Source organism: Bacillus sp. CH140a_4T (genome assembly GCF_008923725.1).
Classification (GTDB): domain Bacteria; phylum Bacillota; class Bacilli; order Bacillales; family Bacillaceae_G; genus Bacillus_A.
The window spans coordinates 25,372-39,833 of record NZ_WBPF01000014.1 but is presented as its reverse complement, the minus strand read 5'-3'; the positions used below and the strand labels follow the sequence as shown (position 1 = coordinate 39,833).

Genomic DNA, 14,462 nt, shown 5'->3' with positions numbered 1-14,462 from the left:
TTATTATAAAGTGAATTTTCTGCATTTTATATAGAGTCAGCTAGAATGTTTGCGATTTATTATTTAGCTTTTAAACACGAGCAGTATTTGCTTTCTCATAACAGACTTGCAATGATTCTTCAATGATTGTTAATCCTTCTTCAAGTTGCTCATCTGTAATCACTAATGGCATGAGCACACGAATAACATTTCCATATGTTCCTGCTGATAGTAGAAGTAATCCGCGTTTATTTGCTTCTGCACATAAATTAGACGCTAATGTTTTATCTGGCGCTTTCGTCTTACGGTCTTGAACGAGCTCGAATGCACACATTGCCCCTAAACCGCGCACATCACCGATGCAATTATATTTATTTTTCATCTCTTCAAATCGGTTCATTACGACTTTTCCTAATTCTATCGCTCTATCATTTAAATTCTCTTTTTCTATTACATCAAGTACCGCTAATGCTGCCGCACATCCTAGTGGGCTTCCTGCATACGTTCCCCCAAGCTCTCCTGGTGCAGACTCATTCATAATTTCCTTACGCCCAATAACACCACTAATCGGTACACCAGCGCCTAATGATTTAGATACTGTAATTAAATCTGGAACGACATCATAATGATCAATGGCAAAATACTTTCCTGTACGGCTAAATCCTGTTTGAATTTCATCCGCTACAAATAAGATGCCGTGTTCTGAACAAATATTGCGTACTGCTTGCACAAACTTCTTACTTGGAACGATAAATCCGCCTTCCCCTTGAACAGGTTCCATTACAACAGCTGCAATTGTTTCTGGCGCTACTTCTGATATGAAGAAATTCTTAAACTCTTCAATCATAAAGTCATCATACTGCTCTTCAGTTAATCCTTCTGGGCGACGGTATTCATACGGGAATGGCGCTTTATATACCTCTGGAGCAAATGGACCAAATCCAAATTTATATGGTTTTACTTTACTTGTCATCGTCATTGTCATTAACGTACGCCCGTGGAAACCTTTAGAAAATGCGATAATACCAGGTCTTTTTGTATATTTACGAGCGATTTTCACCGCGTTCTCAACTGCTTCTGCACCACTATTTAAAAATAGTACTTGCTTATCAAAACTTCCTGGCGCTAATGCCGCAAGTTTTTCCGCCAATTCAATATATGGCTCATACATCATGACATTAAATCCAGTATGAATGTATTGATCTACTTGTTTATGAAGCGCTTCTTTCACAGTTGGATGACAATGTCCTACGTTAATTGTTCCAATTGCTCCCGCGAAATCAATGTACTGATTGCCATCAACATCTGTTACAAGAGCACCATTTGCAGATTGTACAAACGTTGGGATGCCGTTACTTACTCCTTTTGGTACTATATTTTGGCGGCGTTCTAATAAAGACGCTGCTTTCGGTCCAGGAATTTTTTCATTTACTTTAGCAAATTTTTTTGTGTTCATTACGTACCCCATCCTTTTCTTTACATTGTTTTCTCTTTTCATTGCAAAATGTATGCCAACATTCTTTTCCAGCATTCATCCTACCTACCTTCTATGTCGACATAAAAAATAAGTCTATAAAGACTCATTGAGAGTCCTTATAGACTTATTTTTCCTACACATTAGACTTTCCTTGTTCCCAAATTAACTCACCCGAATGAGAAATAAACTCCCCAACAGATTGTACTACTAAATCAGCAAGTGGTTCTAATGTTTGACGATCTCCCGTACCAGATAGTACTCCAATTGCATAGCAATCGCCGCCATTTCTCGCTAAATATAAATCAGTTGGTGTATCTCCAACGACCGCTACTTCACACGCCTCTAGATGAAACCTTTCACAAAACGATTCTACAATTTTTTTATCTGGTTTTTGTGCTGGAAACGTATCTGACGCTACAACATAATCAAAATAAGACTCTAATTGATATTGTTTTAAAAATAATTCTGTCGGTGCGAAATCATCAGCTGTAACAACACCTAAAATAAATCCTTTATCCTTTAAACCTTGTAAAATTCTCGGTAAATCCGCAGTCATTCTCATATAGGAACGATGCTCGTACATAAGAGAAAATAACTTTTCACTTACCCACTCATGCATCTCCTCTTCCTTAGATGACGTAATATACTTACAAAGCCCCTTTGCAACATCAAGGCTTGTTCCTGCCGCTATTGCGCTACGAGGGTTCACAAATACCCCATCTACACCGATTTCTTTTAATAAATCCTGCTGCATTGACTGTGGGAGTTGATATAATTTTATACATTCAGCGACAAGTTCTTCAGCTACTTTTATCCAAATTGAATGAAAATCCATTAATGTCCCATCTTTATCAAATAATATTGCTTTTACCTTCTCCATAGCACACTACCTCTCGTTTCTTATCTCCTCCAGTGTATCAATAAAGTATGGATATAAAATAAACGAATTGTAAAAATACCATAAAAATCAAACTAACTTCCAATTTACAATTCCTCTATATAATAAAAAAGGATGCCTTTACAGGGCATCCTCTTGATGTTCAGGAACAAATAGTTCAAGACAATGATATATATTTTCGAATTCCATCGGTGCATCTCCACCGTATTCACCATCTAAATTAATCATTAGTTTATCTGGTGAATGTACTTTAATTCGATTTGCTTGTGTGTATAGCACTTTTGGATTGTTAATATGTTCACCACGCTGCGCTTGTGTTGCTGCTTTAATTAAGTCAGCGATAGAACCTTTTTTCAGCACTAATAAATCAAATAAGCCATCGTTAATTGATGCATATGGTGCTACCTTTTCAAAGCCGCCTACTGAACGAGTATTCGTAATTAAAAACATCGTAATTTCTTCTTGTAGTAACTTTCCATCATACTCGATTTCAACATATGTTGGATGTAATGATGGTAACATTTCGATTCCTTTTAAATAGTAAGCAAGTTGGCCTAATACCGTTTTTAGCTTGCTTGGCACTTCATATGTTAATTCTGTAATACGGCCGCCACCAGCGATATTAATGAAATATGTATCATTCGCTCTACCAAGATCTAACGGAACTGTTTTCCCTTCACAAATAATATCCGCAGCCTCTTCAATAGCACGAGGTACACCGATCGCACGCGCAAAATCATTTGTCGTTCCAACTGGAATAATTCCAAACTTTGGACGATGTTCATGTCCTACTAAACCGTTCACCACTTCATTTAATGTACCATCACCACCAGCTGCGATAACAACATCAAACTTACGATCCGCAGCTTGCCTAGCTGCCACAGTCGCATCCCCAGGACCAGTTGTCGCATGACAAGACGCTTCATATCCAGCTTGTTCTAATTTTTGTAATACTTCCGGTAAGCTCTTCTTAAATAGCTCGCGCCCAGAAGTAGGATTATAAATAATTCTTGCTCGTTTCATCATTTATTAGCACAGGAAATTTCTTTATATATCAAAAAGAACATACCGAACTTCTATTCAGTATTCCTATGCCTACCTCCTCTCATCTTCCTATCCTTCTTTTATCCCGCTCAAACAGGCAGTAAGAACCCGATTCGTGTAGTCCATCAAAAGTAAATATTCATTTCAATGGTTTTGTTTTATTTGACAAAAAATTTATGTCTATCTATTTCCTCACAACAATTTACATATAACGAATAATAATTATCTATTATTTCATGAGATGAAAAAAAAACCTCTATGTCTAGATTTATCATTATTCCCACCTTTTTGCAACTATCATACCATAGTTGCTATACAAACATTTTTCCACTTTTGACAGTTAATCAAACGTTTGTTTAAACGATTTTGTCTCATTTAAACAAACGTTTGATTAACCTAGAAAAACACCCATGTACGGGTGTTTTTCTGCTTAATCTTTAAAAGTTACTACTATTTTATCGCTTATTAATCTCTTCAAGTAAGATTTTGTTAACAAGCGGCGGATTTGCTTGTCCTTTTGTAGCTTTCATAATTTGACCAACTAAGAAGCCAATTGCACGGTCTTTACCGTTTTTAAAGTCTTCGATAGATTGCTCATTATTATCAAGAATTTCTGTTACAACCTTACGAAGTGTACCTTCGTCAGAAATTTGAACAAGACCTTTTGCTTTAACGATTTCCTCTGGGTCTCCACCTTTTTCAATTAATTCGTTAAATACTTTCTTCGCAATTTTAGAAGAAATTGTACCTTTTTCAATTAATTGAACCATTTTAGATAAACCAGCAGGCGTTAATGCAACGTCTTTTAATTCTTTTTGTTGTTTGTTTAAGTATGCAAGCACTTCCCCCATTAACCAGTTTGATGTTAATTTCGCATCAGCACCGTCCGCAACAGTTGCTTCAAAGAAATCAGACATTTCTTTCGTTAATGTTAATACGTGTGCATCATAAGCTGGTAAGCCAATTTCTGCAACGTAGCGAGCTTTACGTGCATCTGGAAGTTCTGGAATCGAAGCACGAATTTCTTCTTTCCACTCATCATCGATGTAAAGTTCAACTAAGTCTGGCTCTGGGAAGTAACGGTAATCGTCAGATCCCTCTTTCACACGCATTAAGATTGTTTTCTTCGTTGCTTCATCATAACGACGTGTTTCTTGTTGGATGATACCACCAGATAACAATTCTTTCTCTTGGCGCACTTGCTCGTGCTCAAGACCTTTTTGTACGTAAGTGAATGAGTTTAAGTTTTTCAGTTCCGCTTTTGTACCGAACTTCTCTTGTCCAACTGGACGAAGGGAAATGTTCGCATCACAACGCAAGGAACCTTCTTCCATCTTACAATCAGATACGCCCGTGTATTGAATGATTGATTTTAACTTCTCTAAGTATGCATATGCTTCTTCTGGCGTACGCATATCTGGCTCAGATACGATCTCGATTAAAGGCATACCTTGACGGTTGTAATCTACTAATGAACCATCAGCTGTATGCGTTGATTTACCAGCATCTTCTTCTAAATGAAGACGTGTAATACCGATACGTTTCTTTTTACCGTCTACTTCAATTTCAATCCAACCATTTTCACCAATTGGCTTATCGAATTGAGAAATTTGGTAAGCTTTCGGATTATCTGGGTAGAAATAGTTTTTACGGTCGAACTTCGTTTCCGTTGCGATTTCACAGTTTAATGCCATTGCAGCTTTCATTGCAAAGTTAACTGCTTCTTTATTTAAAGTAGGAAGTACCCCTGGGTATCCTAGGTCAATTACACTTGTTTGTGTATTTGGCTCCGCTCCGAATTCTGTTGGACTCGCAGAGAAAATTTTCGAATTTGTTTTTAACTCAACGTGAACCTCTAAACCAATAATTGTTTCTAAATTCATCTATGCTCGCCTCCTTACAGACTTGCTTTTTTTGTATGATAGTCTGTTGCTTGCTCAAACGCATGTGCAACGCGGTAAATTGTCGCTTCATCGAAGTGTTTACCAATGATTTGTAAACCAAGTGGCATGTTGTTAGCACCGAATCCACATGGAACAGAAATCGCTGGAACACCCGCTAAGTTTACTGGGATTGTTAAAATGTCGTTTGCATACATTGTCATTGGATCATCAACTTTTTCGCCCACTTTAAATGCCGGAGTTGGCGTTGTTGGTCCAATAATAACATCGTAGTTAGCAAATACATTTTCAAAGTCGTTTTTAATTAATGTACGTACTTGTTGTGCTTTCTTGTAGTATGCATCATAGTAACCAGAGCTAAGTGCAAATGTACCAAGCATAATACGGCGTTTTACTTCATCACCGAAACCTTCGCTACGTGTGTTTTTGTAAAGGTCTAATAAATTATTTACATTATCAGAACGAACACCGTAACGTACGCCATCAAAGCGTGACAGGTTAGCAGATGCTTCAGAAGAAGATAATAAGTAATACGTTGCTAGAGCGTATTTAGAGTGTGGAAGAGATACTTCCTCCCAAGTTGCGCCCATACCTTCTAATACTTTTAAAGCAGCTAGTACTGACTCACGAGCTTCTTCGCCAACACCTTCTCCTAAGTATTCTTTCGGTACAGCAATACGTAAACCTTTAACGTCGCCTGTTAAACCAGCTAAGTAGTTTCCTACTTCAACGTTTGCAGAAGTTGCATCCATACGGTCAATACCTGAAATAGCTTGTAATAAGTATGCATTATCTTCTACTGTACGTGTAATCGGTCCGATTTGGTCAAGTGAAGATGCGAATGCAACTAATCCGTAACGAGATACACGTCCGTATGTTGGTTTTAAACCTACAACACCGCAATATGCAGCTGGCTGACGGATAGAACCACCCGTATCAGAACCTAGAGAGAATAATACTTCTCCTGCTGCTACAGCTGCTGCAGAACCACCACTAGATCCACCTGGAACGTAATCTAAGTTCCATGGATTTTTCGTAGCGTAGAAACCTGAGTTTTCATTCGAAGAACCCATTGCGAACTCGTCCATATTTAACTTACCGATTGTAACTGTGTCAGCAGCTTTTAGCTTTTGCACAACTGTTGCATCATAAATTGGATCAAAGTTTGCTAACATTTTGCTCGCACAAGTTGTACGAAGACCATTAGTTACAATGTTATCTTTTACACCAATTGGCATACCGAATAATAAACCATTATCTTCAGCACCAATTTTTGCGTCTAATTCTTTCGCTTTCGCGCGTGCGTTTTCTTCATCTAATGTAAGAAAAGCTTTTACGTTATCTTCAACATCCGCAATACGTTTGTAAGATTCTTCTACTAAATCCGTAACGGAAATTTCTTTGTTGTTTAATTTCTTATGTAACTCTGATACTGAATGATCAAATAATGACATCGAAATTCCCCTCCTCTATTCTAATACTGCTGGAACACGGATTTGATTATCTTTGTGATCCGGTGCATTTTTTAATACTTCTTCAACTGGTAAACCTTTTTCTGGTACATCTTCACGCATAACATTTTTCATAGTTAATACATGAGTTGTTGGTTTTACATCAGTTGTATCTAATTCATTTAACTGTTCTGCAAATGTAACAATTGCATCTAGTTGTTTTTGAAATTTTTCTGCTTCTTGATCAGTAATTGCAAGACGTGCTAAATGTGCTACGTGCTTTACATTCTCAACGGAAATTCTTGACACGGCTAGGCCACCTCCATAATATATCGTTCAATCTACAATACTATTGATGATACCAAATTTTCAGTACTTCAAGCAAGTCAACACACGGCACTTACGGCATTTTTACATAAAAAAAGAAAGGCAAATGCCTTTCTTTACAATTTAATCTTTATCTAGTGGTTCATTTTTTGGAAATCTCTCGTTATCCTCTTCATTATCACGAATTGTTTTTTGTAATACAAAACAAGACATCGTTAAAAATAATGTTCCTAATAAATAGTATCCTTTTACACTAAGCGTTGCATCTAACGTATAAATTCCAATTAGCATACCTGAAAGTGCGCAAACAAATGAAGTCCATGCTAAAAACGTGAACGCTTGCGTATTACGTCTTCTCATCGTTCTCCCCCTCATTAGCTGTACATCCATTATAGATAAGTATATTTACCATGATGGATTTTTATGTAAATTCTAGTTTTATATTTATAAATCTATCACAAAAGAATAGTATTTTAAAGTTAGTTTTCTGTCTAGTCTGAAAAAACAATTAAAATAATTGACATTTATTTTAATTCCACATAAACTAAAAATAAATATTACGAACTTCGAAATATACGGGAGTGGAAATAATTGTTGCAATATGAACATTTTTTAGACTTACTGCTAGATAACGCCAAGAAACTTTTCTATCCTGAGGAATGGGTAAGCCTAGATTTAACACTTTCTAAAACAGAAGTATTTTGTTTACTTTGGATGGAGCGAAATACAGATATTACAATGACAAAAATTGCTGACCTTCTTGATATACCGATGAGTACAACGACAGGTGTTGTAAATCGCCTTGTAAAAAAGGGATGTATTGAAAGGTACCGTCATGAAAACGACCGACGCATTGTATTAATTCGTTTAACAGAAAACGGCGTAATGCTCGTTCAAGAAGTAAAACAAAATGCAGCCCATTACTTTAACCTAGTGACAGAAGCATTATCGGAAGAAGAAAAAGCATTCTTACTGCAAATCTTCCAAAAGATTATGAATCACATTGCTACGTCACAGCAAAATACAGAAGAAAAGGTTTCTACACCTAAAATGAAAAACATTCCGATTGAATAAAACCCTAGTTGGGTTTTTATTCAATATTTTATTTCGGAACTCGTAATATTCGAAACTCGAAACAAAGGGGATAGAATGATGAGAATTATTTTGTATACAGGTAAAGGCGGCGTAGGAAAAACTAGCATTTCAGCAGCAACAGCACTTCAAAGCGCAAAACAAGGCTTAAAAACTTTAGTGATGAGTACAGATCCTGCTCATAGTTTAGGAGATTCATTTAGTATAAAACTTTCTTCTGAGCCATTAGAAATTCGTGAAAATTTGTGGGCACAAGAGATTAATACGATTTATGAGATGGAAAAAGGCTGGGGAAAGTTACAGAAATACATTACCTTGTTATTCACTTCCAAAGCAGCTGATGATATTACAACAGAAGAATTAACAATGTTCCCTGGTATGGAAGATTTAATTAGCTTACTTCGCGTACTCGATTATTATAAACAAAACACATTTGATGTTATTATCATTGATTGCGCTCCAACAGGAGAAACATTAGCCATGCTCAGTTTTCCAGACATGCTCGGCTGGTGGATGGAAAAACTCTTTCCTATTAAAAGAAAAGTTTTAAAAGTTGTTCGCCCTGTAGCTCAACCACTTCTTGGTGTCCCCCTTCCAACCGATGATATTATGGACGAATTAACAAGTACACTTGAACAGCTCGGAGAAATGAGAGATATTTTATCAAACCGAGACGTAACAAGTATCCGCATCGTTGTAAATCCCGAAAAAATGGTCATTAAAGAGGCTCAGCGTAGCTTTACTTATTTAAACTTATACGATTATAACGTAGATGCCATTATGATTAACCGCGTCATCCCTAACACTGTCACCGATCCTTATTTTCAAGCATGGAAAGATACGCAAAAGAAATATAAAACATTAATTCAAGATAGTTTTCAGCCCCTTCCTATTTATGAAGCTCCAATGTTTGAACAAGAGGTTGTCGGTCTATCTATGTTAGAACGTGTAGGAGACGCTTTATTTAAATCTGACTCTGCTCCTACAGAAGTGAAATTTAACGGCCGTACTCAATATGTAAAAAAAGATGGCGATGAGTATATTTTCGTTCTGTCCATTCCTTTCTCAAGCAAAAGTGAACTTTCATTAAATCAAAAAGGTGATGAGCTTATCATTCGAGCTGGGTCTGTTAAGCGGAACATCACATTACCAAAAACGTTAACACACCTTTCTATTCAAGGAGCAAAATTCGAAGATGATGTACTCAACATTCGATTTGGAGGTGTAGTGCATGCGTGAGGAACTACTAAGGAAGGTAATTCGTACAAAAATAAAAGTCGGCATGAATATATTAGAAGAGTTACCTGCCCCAATCCAGCAATCAGCTAAGCAAATGTTAAATATTTTACAAGAAGAGCTAGCTGCTTCTCCGAAAGAACAAGAGCATCATGAAGATAATTTAAAAAGTATCATAATTGAATGAACATCTCTGGATAGAGGGCCTTTGTAGGCTTTCTATCTCCATATTGGAGTGATCTAAGTTGTTGAAAAAACATTCCACTATTATGCTTTGGGTTATTCCCTTGTTATTTTTCATTCATAACCTAGAAGAATCTTTCCAAATGCCACAATATCTCGCTAATCAATTTTCAATTCATTTTATAACAAGCCAACAATTTTTCATTGCTATTTCCGCATTAACAATCTTTGTCTTACTTATCGTCTTTCTATATCAACTAAACTTCTTGTCTTCTATATACTGGGTTATTTTTATACAAGGGGCTATATTCTTCAACTCCGTTCAACATATTATTTTATTTTTCATTTACCGTTCCTATAACCCTGGCGTAATATCGGCAGCTTTCATTTTCATCTTTTCGATTTTCTTTTTTTCATCCCAAAAACACTTAATTTATCAAAAGAAATTCGTAATTACACTCATTTTCAGCTTATTTTCTTATCCTATTATAATTTGGATTACCTTACTATTCGCTAACTACTTTCATTCATAAAAAAAGACCAGGAAAACTCCTGGTCCATCACTCTACTTAACAAACATTGGATTCTACGTTATACAGAATTGGAAGGTACAGAATTAGGGTTTTGTTTGTTAAGTAGATTATATGTTGAACGAACTAACAGCGGAGGGGTTCCTACTGTTAATCGTTAAACCCGATAGTTATTTTACGATTTTTTCAAGCTCATCAAGTGAAAGGTCTACTGAAATGGAACCATCATTTGTTTCTTTCTTAATTGCATCAGTTACTTCTTTTGAATGATAGAGTTCAATTACTTTTTTCAGTGTTGGATCATCTTTATCTTTCGTACGAGCTGCAAAAATATTAATATATGGCTTCGAATTTTCATTCTTTGGATCTTCTAAGAAAATTGGATCCTTCGCTGGATCTAATCCAGCTTGACCAGCAACACCGTTATTAATAACTGAAGCTGCAACATCTTTTAATACACGAGGTGTTTGCTGTGCGATAACCGGTGTAATTTTTAACTTCTTCGGATTTTCAGCAATGCCGTCTGGATCTCCGAATAAGCCAAAGTCTTTCTTAAGCTTTAATAATCCAGCTGCATCAAGAAGTTTTAATGCACGAGCTTGGTTCGTTGGATCATTTGGAATCGCAATTTCTGAGCCATCTGGAATTTCACTTGCTTTCTTATATTTTTCAGAGTATAAGCCCATTGGTGCAATTTGCGTTGTACCAACAGCTGTAATATCTAGCTTATGCTCTTTTTTAAATTGCTCTAAGAAAGCAATATGCTGGAATGAGTTTAATTCAATATCCCCATCAGCCAACGCTTTATTTGGCGTTGTGTAATCAGAGAACTCAACCAGTTTAATTTTAATTCCCTCTTTTTCAGCTTTTTTCTTTAAAATTTCCCAAGCGTCTCCATCTGTGCCGGTTACACCTACACGAACTGTTTTCTCTTTCGCTCCTGCTCCCGTGTCCCCACTTGAGCAGCCACTTAACGCTGAAATCCCTACAATCGCTGATAATGCAAATGCTAAAATTTTCTTCATTTCCTTTTCCCCTCTTCCTTTTTATGATCTGCGTAAAAAGACTTTCGCAAAGTAGTTTCCTAAGTTTTGAGCTACCTGTACGAGAATAATCAGTAAAACGACCGTTACGAACATAACTGATGTATCAAAGCGTAGATAACCATATGTCATCGCTAAGTCACCAAGACCACCACCACCGACAAGCCCAGCAACTGCAGAAAATTCGATTAAACCAACTGTCATAAATGTAACCCCTAAAATCAATGGCGCTAACGCTTCTGGGACAAGAATTTCAAAAACAATTCTAATTGGTGAAGCACCCATCGCTTGAGCTGCTTCAATTACCCCTTTCGGAACAGAAACAAGATTTGTTTCAACCATTCTCGCAATACCAATTGATGCAACTAACGTCATTGGGAAAATTGCTGCTGCTGTTCCAATCGTCGTTCCAATAATACTTCTTGTTAGTGGGCTTAAAGCTACTAAGAAGATGATGAATGGAATCGGACGGATTGTATTAATAATGATATTAAGAATAGAAAAGACCCATTTATTTTCTAAAAAGTTTCCTTTTCTCGTTATATATAAAAGTAAACCTAGGGGTATACCAAGAATTGTAGCAAATATAAGGGTTACAATTACCATTAAGAGGGTATCCCCCGTCGCATCTATTATGCGGGGCCAAAATATACTCCAATCAACTCGCATGAGCTTCTACCTCCTTCAGCTGCACTTGTAGTCTTAGATGTTGTAATGCTTTTTGAATTTCTTTCTGCTCACCTTGCAGTTCTACAAGTAGATTTCCAAATAGCACATTTTGAAGTTCAATAATATTTCCATACAGTACGTTTACATCGACGTTATAGTTTTTCGCGATATATGATAGCACTGGCTGTCCTGTCTCTTCACCAGTAAATGTTAAGCGATAAATCTGTCCACCATTTTGAATTTTCGCTAGAACACTTTCTGGTAAATGATCATTAATAATAGAACGTACAAAGTTTTGAGTTGTCTTTGTTTTTGGTTGTGTGAAAACGTCAAACAGTTTTCCTTCTTCAATAACCTTTCCTTTCTCCATTACAGCTACACGGTGACAAATTTCTTTCACAACATGCATTTCATGTGTAATAAGAAGAATTGTTACATTGTATTCTCGATTTACTTTCTTTAATAAGTTTAATATCTCTGTCGTTGTTTCTGGATCTAAAGCTGATGTTGCCTCATCACATATAAGAATATCTGGCGATGTTGCAAGTGCTCTTGCAATACCAACACGCTGCTTTTGTCCGCCTGATAGCTGCTCTGGATAATAGTTTGCTTTATCTTCTAACCCTACAAACTTCAGCAGTTCATTTACTCTTTCTTTTATCTCATTCTTTGGTACTTTCGCTAACTTTAATGGATAAGCAATATTCCCAAACACTGTTCTTGAATTAAATAAATTAAAACTTTGAAAAATCATTCCGATTCTTTGTCTTAGCTTCCGTAATTCTTTCGTCGATAGTGATGTAATATCTTTATCATCTATTGAAATCGTTCCCGCCGTCGGTCTCTCTAACATATTTACTAGGCGTAACAATGTACTCTTTCCAGCGCCACTAAAACCGATAATGCCAAAAATTTCGCCCTTCTCAACGGATAATGTTACATCTTCCACCGCATGAACAGATTGCCCACCTGATTCATATACTTTACTTACGTTGTTAAAAGAAATCATTTTCTTCCCTCCTATATGCTGTAAAGACTTGAAGTAGAGCTTTCGAGGTAAAATAAAAAGTGCTCTCCTTCTTATCAACCATAAAGATAAGAAGGAGAGCACTTATATGTACTCGTTCACATCTTCTCATCTTCCAAGCCTTTATAGGCTTGCTGGAGTTAGCACGGTATTAAAAAACCCGTTGCTGAGGTATCGTAGGGCCAGTCCCTCCACCTCTCTGGATAAGAATGTATCGATTTAATTGTCGTTTAATTAATTCTCATTATAGAACTCAGAATAATAGGGGTCAATACATTTTTTAGAAAAATATTAATTATTTTTCTATTAAAATTTTCAAATAAAAAATCACATACAATAATAATTTTTAAAGTTATGTTAAATTCTCCTCCTTCATATTTTTTAAAAGGAGAATCCTCTCTATAAAGTGAAACTATAATCAGTGGGGGGGTTGTTCATCCCCCACTGATTATTAGTTGAACCAATCGGACATTTACGGACAGTTGATCTCCCACCTAACTTCTTTGCTCCAGCCGAATTTTGAGGTGGGAGTTTTACTGCCCGTTAATGTCGGATAAATTGAATACCATTATTTGAATATGAAATCGGAGGAAGATAAATATATGAAAACAGCTCTTTTACTCGTTGATATTCAAAATGATTATTTTCCACATGGAAAGATGGAATTGCGTAATCCAGTAGAAGCAAGCGAATATGCTAGTCAGCTGCTACAACTCTTTAGAAAGAAAAACGAACCTATTTTTCATATCCAACATGTAGCAATAAAAGATGACGCTACTTTTTTCCTGCCCAATACAGAAGGTGTACATATTCATGAAAGCGTACGTCCACTTAGAGAAGAAACCGTTATACTCAAACATTATCCAAATAGTTTTCGCGAAACTGATCTTCTAGAACAATTACAACGTTTAGACATTGAGCACGTCGTCATATGCGGGATGATGACTCATATGTGTATCGATGCTACCGTAAGGGCTGCTTTTGATTTCGGCTTTCCATGTACCGTTATACATGATGCTTGTGCTACAAAAGATCTTTCTTTTAAGAATGCTACTATACCAGCCGTTTATATTCATAACACAATTTTGGCTAGTTTAGATGGCGTATATGCAACTGTAATGAGTACAGCGGAGTTTGTAGCTACAAAAAAACACTCCCTTCAGTGAGCAAAACCGAAAGGAGTGTTTCTTGTCAAACCATAGATTTTCTTTCAAATTGTATTATACAGGAAATCCTTAAAATGAATACTAAAAAATGTGACTAATAAGTCAACTTTTCTCGTTGCTTTGTTTCTATTTACATGTTTATCCCGATCTTAATAGGGTTTAGCTAGTTCTAATTAACGAATAGTAATATATGGTAATTAGAACTAGTTTCTCCTATCAAAAACGTAACATATTATTTATCTGTTTGTTTTTGCTTCTTTTTCAAATACTCCGCACGCAAATTTTCAATTTGCTGCTTTTTATCAAATTTGACAGGCGTCTGTTTTTCATGAAACTTTGCCACAGCTACCTGACTTTTGTAATCCAATTGATATTTTCCCACTTTGTTCACCTACTTTTCTTGTCTTTAAAGAGAATCTATTCAACAAATATAATATAC

Annotated in this window: 16 protein-coding genes and 1 riboswitch; of the genes, 5 read left to right on the top strand and 11 right to left on the bottom strand. The window is 36.2% G+C overall.

Translation table 11 applies throughout. The annotated features are described in order from the left end of the window. Positions 1–70 precede the first annotated feature (70 nt). The 7 genes from gabT to F8162_RS15120 all read right to left on the bottom strand — a co-directional run bounded on the left by gabT (position 71) and on the right by F8162_RS15120 (position 7,437). Positions 71–1,435: a 4-aminobutyrate--2-oxoglutarate transaminase gene (gabT, locus tag F8162_RS15150; protein WP_192797629.1), complete on the bottom strand. Its 1,365-nt coding sequence runs from the start codon at positions 1,433–1,435 to the stop codon at positions 71–73. A 154-nt stretch (positions 1,436–1,589) separates the two neighbouring features. After that, positions 1,590–2,336, bottom strand: a complete 747-nt coding sequence (locus F8162_RS15145) for an HAD family hydrolase (RefSeq protein WP_151633924.1) — start codon at positions 2,334–2,336, stop codon at positions 1,590–1,592. Between the two features lie 138 nt (positions 2,337–2,474). Continuing rightward, a complete protein-coding gene (locus F8162_RS15140; protein ID WP_000977668.1) occupies positions 2,475–3,380 on the bottom strand; it encodes a diacylglycerol kinase in 906 nt (301 codons plus the stop codon). A 473-nt stretch (positions 3,381–3,853) separates the two neighbouring features. Further along, a complete protein-coding gene (gene gatB / locus F8162_RS15135; RefSeq protein ID WP_046958896.1) occupies positions 3,854–5,281 on the bottom strand; it encodes an Asp-tRNA(Asn)/Glu-tRNA(Gln) amidotransferase subunit GatB in 1,428 nt (475 codons plus the stop codon). 14 nt (positions 5,282–5,295) lie between these two features. Then, complete coding sequence (gene gatA, locus F8162_RS15130) at positions 5,296–6,753, bottom strand: Asp-tRNA(Asn)/Glu-tRNA(Gln) amidotransferase subunit GatA (RefSeq protein ID WP_000051449.1); 1,458 nt, start codon at positions 6,751–6,753, stop codon at positions 5,296–5,298. 15 nt (positions 6,754–6,768) lie between these two features. After that, positions 6,769–7,059, bottom strand: a complete 291-nt coding sequence (gatC, locus tag F8162_RS15125) for an Asp-tRNA(Asn)/Glu-tRNA(Gln) amidotransferase subunit GatC (protein WP_000086999.1) — start codon at positions 7,057–7,059, stop codon at positions 6,769–6,771. A 141-nt stretch (positions 7,060–7,200) separates the two neighbouring features. Continuing rightward, positions 7,201–7,437, bottom strand: coding sequence for a YiaA/YiaB family inner membrane protein (locus tag F8162_RS15120; RefSeq protein ID WP_076541991.1), 237 nt, complete (start codon positions 7,435–7,437; stop codon positions 7,201–7,203). 231 nt (positions 7,438–7,668) lie between these two features. On the opposite strand from F8162_RS15120, the gene F8162_RS15115 reads away from it, so the two are divergent. The 4 genes from F8162_RS15115 (at position 7,669) to F8162_RS15100 (ending at position 10,121) form a co-directional block, all read left to right on the top strand. Next, complete coding sequence (locus tag F8162_RS15115) at positions 7,669–8,151, top strand: MarR family winged helix-turn-helix transcriptional regulator (protein WP_151633923.1); 483 nt, start codon at positions 7,669–7,671, stop codon at positions 8,149–8,151. A 75-nt stretch (positions 8,152–8,226) separates the two neighbouring features. Then, a complete protein-coding gene (locus F8162_RS15110) occupies positions 8,227–9,408 on the top strand; it encodes an ArsA family ATPase (RefSeq protein ID WP_192797628.1) in 1,182 nt (393 codons plus the stop codon). After that, entirely contained in the window at positions 9,401–9,592 is a 192-nt protein-coding gene (locus F8162_RS15105; RefSeq protein WP_151633922.1) for a DUF3926 domain-containing protein, read from the top strand. The genes F8162_RS15110 and F8162_RS15105 overlap by 8 nt, the downstream gene beginning before the upstream one ends. A gap of 58 nt (positions 9,593–9,650) precedes the next feature. Continuing rightward, positions 9,651–10,121, top strand: coding sequence for an HXXEE domain-containing protein (locus tag F8162_RS15100; RefSeq protein WP_192797627.1), 471 nt, complete (start codon positions 9,651–9,653; stop codon positions 10,119–10,121). A gap of 167 nt (positions 10,122–10,288) precedes the next feature. Here the strand turns inward: F8162_RS15100 and F8162_RS15095 are convergent, their stop codons facing one another. From F8162_RS15095 to F8162_RS15085, 3 genes are read right to left on the bottom strand one after another with little or no spacing between them, the layout of a single operon-like run. Beyond that, positions 10,289–11,143 (bottom strand): MetQ/NlpA family ABC transporter substrate-binding protein, encoded by an 855-nt coding sequence (locus tag F8162_RS15095; RefSeq protein WP_151633921.1) that lies wholly within the window; start codon positions 11,141–11,143, stop codon positions 10,289–10,291. Between the two features lie 21 nt (positions 11,144–11,164). Continuing rightward, positions 11,165–11,830 (bottom strand): methionine ABC transporter permease, encoded by a 666-nt coding sequence (locus tag F8162_RS15090; RefSeq protein ID WP_151633920.1) that lies wholly within the window; start codon positions 11,828–11,830, stop codon positions 11,165–11,167. Then, positions 11,820–12,839 (bottom strand): methionine ABC transporter ATP-binding protein, encoded by a 1,020-nt coding sequence (locus F8162_RS15085; protein ID WP_151633918.1) that lies wholly within the window; start codon positions 12,837–12,839, stop codon positions 11,820–11,822. The genes F8162_RS15090 and F8162_RS15085 overlap by 11 nt, the downstream gene beginning before the upstream one ends. 123 nt (positions 12,840–12,962) lie before the next feature. Beyond that, positions 12,963–13,067, bottom strand: a riboswitch (SAM riboswitch). Between the two features lie 392 nt (positions 13,068–13,459). On the opposite strand from F8162_RS15085, the gene F8162_RS15075 reads away from it, so the two are divergent. Beyond that, positions 13,460–14,023, top strand: a complete 564-nt coding sequence (locus tag F8162_RS15075; RefSeq protein WP_151633916.1) for a cysteine hydrolase family protein — start codon at positions 13,460–13,462, stop codon at positions 14,021–14,023. Positions 14,024–14,255: 232 nt separating this feature from the next. Here F8162_RS15075 and F8162_RS28735 read toward each other — a convergent pair whose 3' ends face one another. Beyond that, positions 14,256–14,405: a hypothetical protein gene (locus tag F8162_RS28735; protein ID WP_192797626.1), complete on the bottom strand. Its 150-nt coding sequence runs from the start codon at positions 14,403–14,405 to the stop codon at positions 14,256–14,258. Between the last annotated feature and the right edge of the window lie 57 nt (positions 14,406–14,462).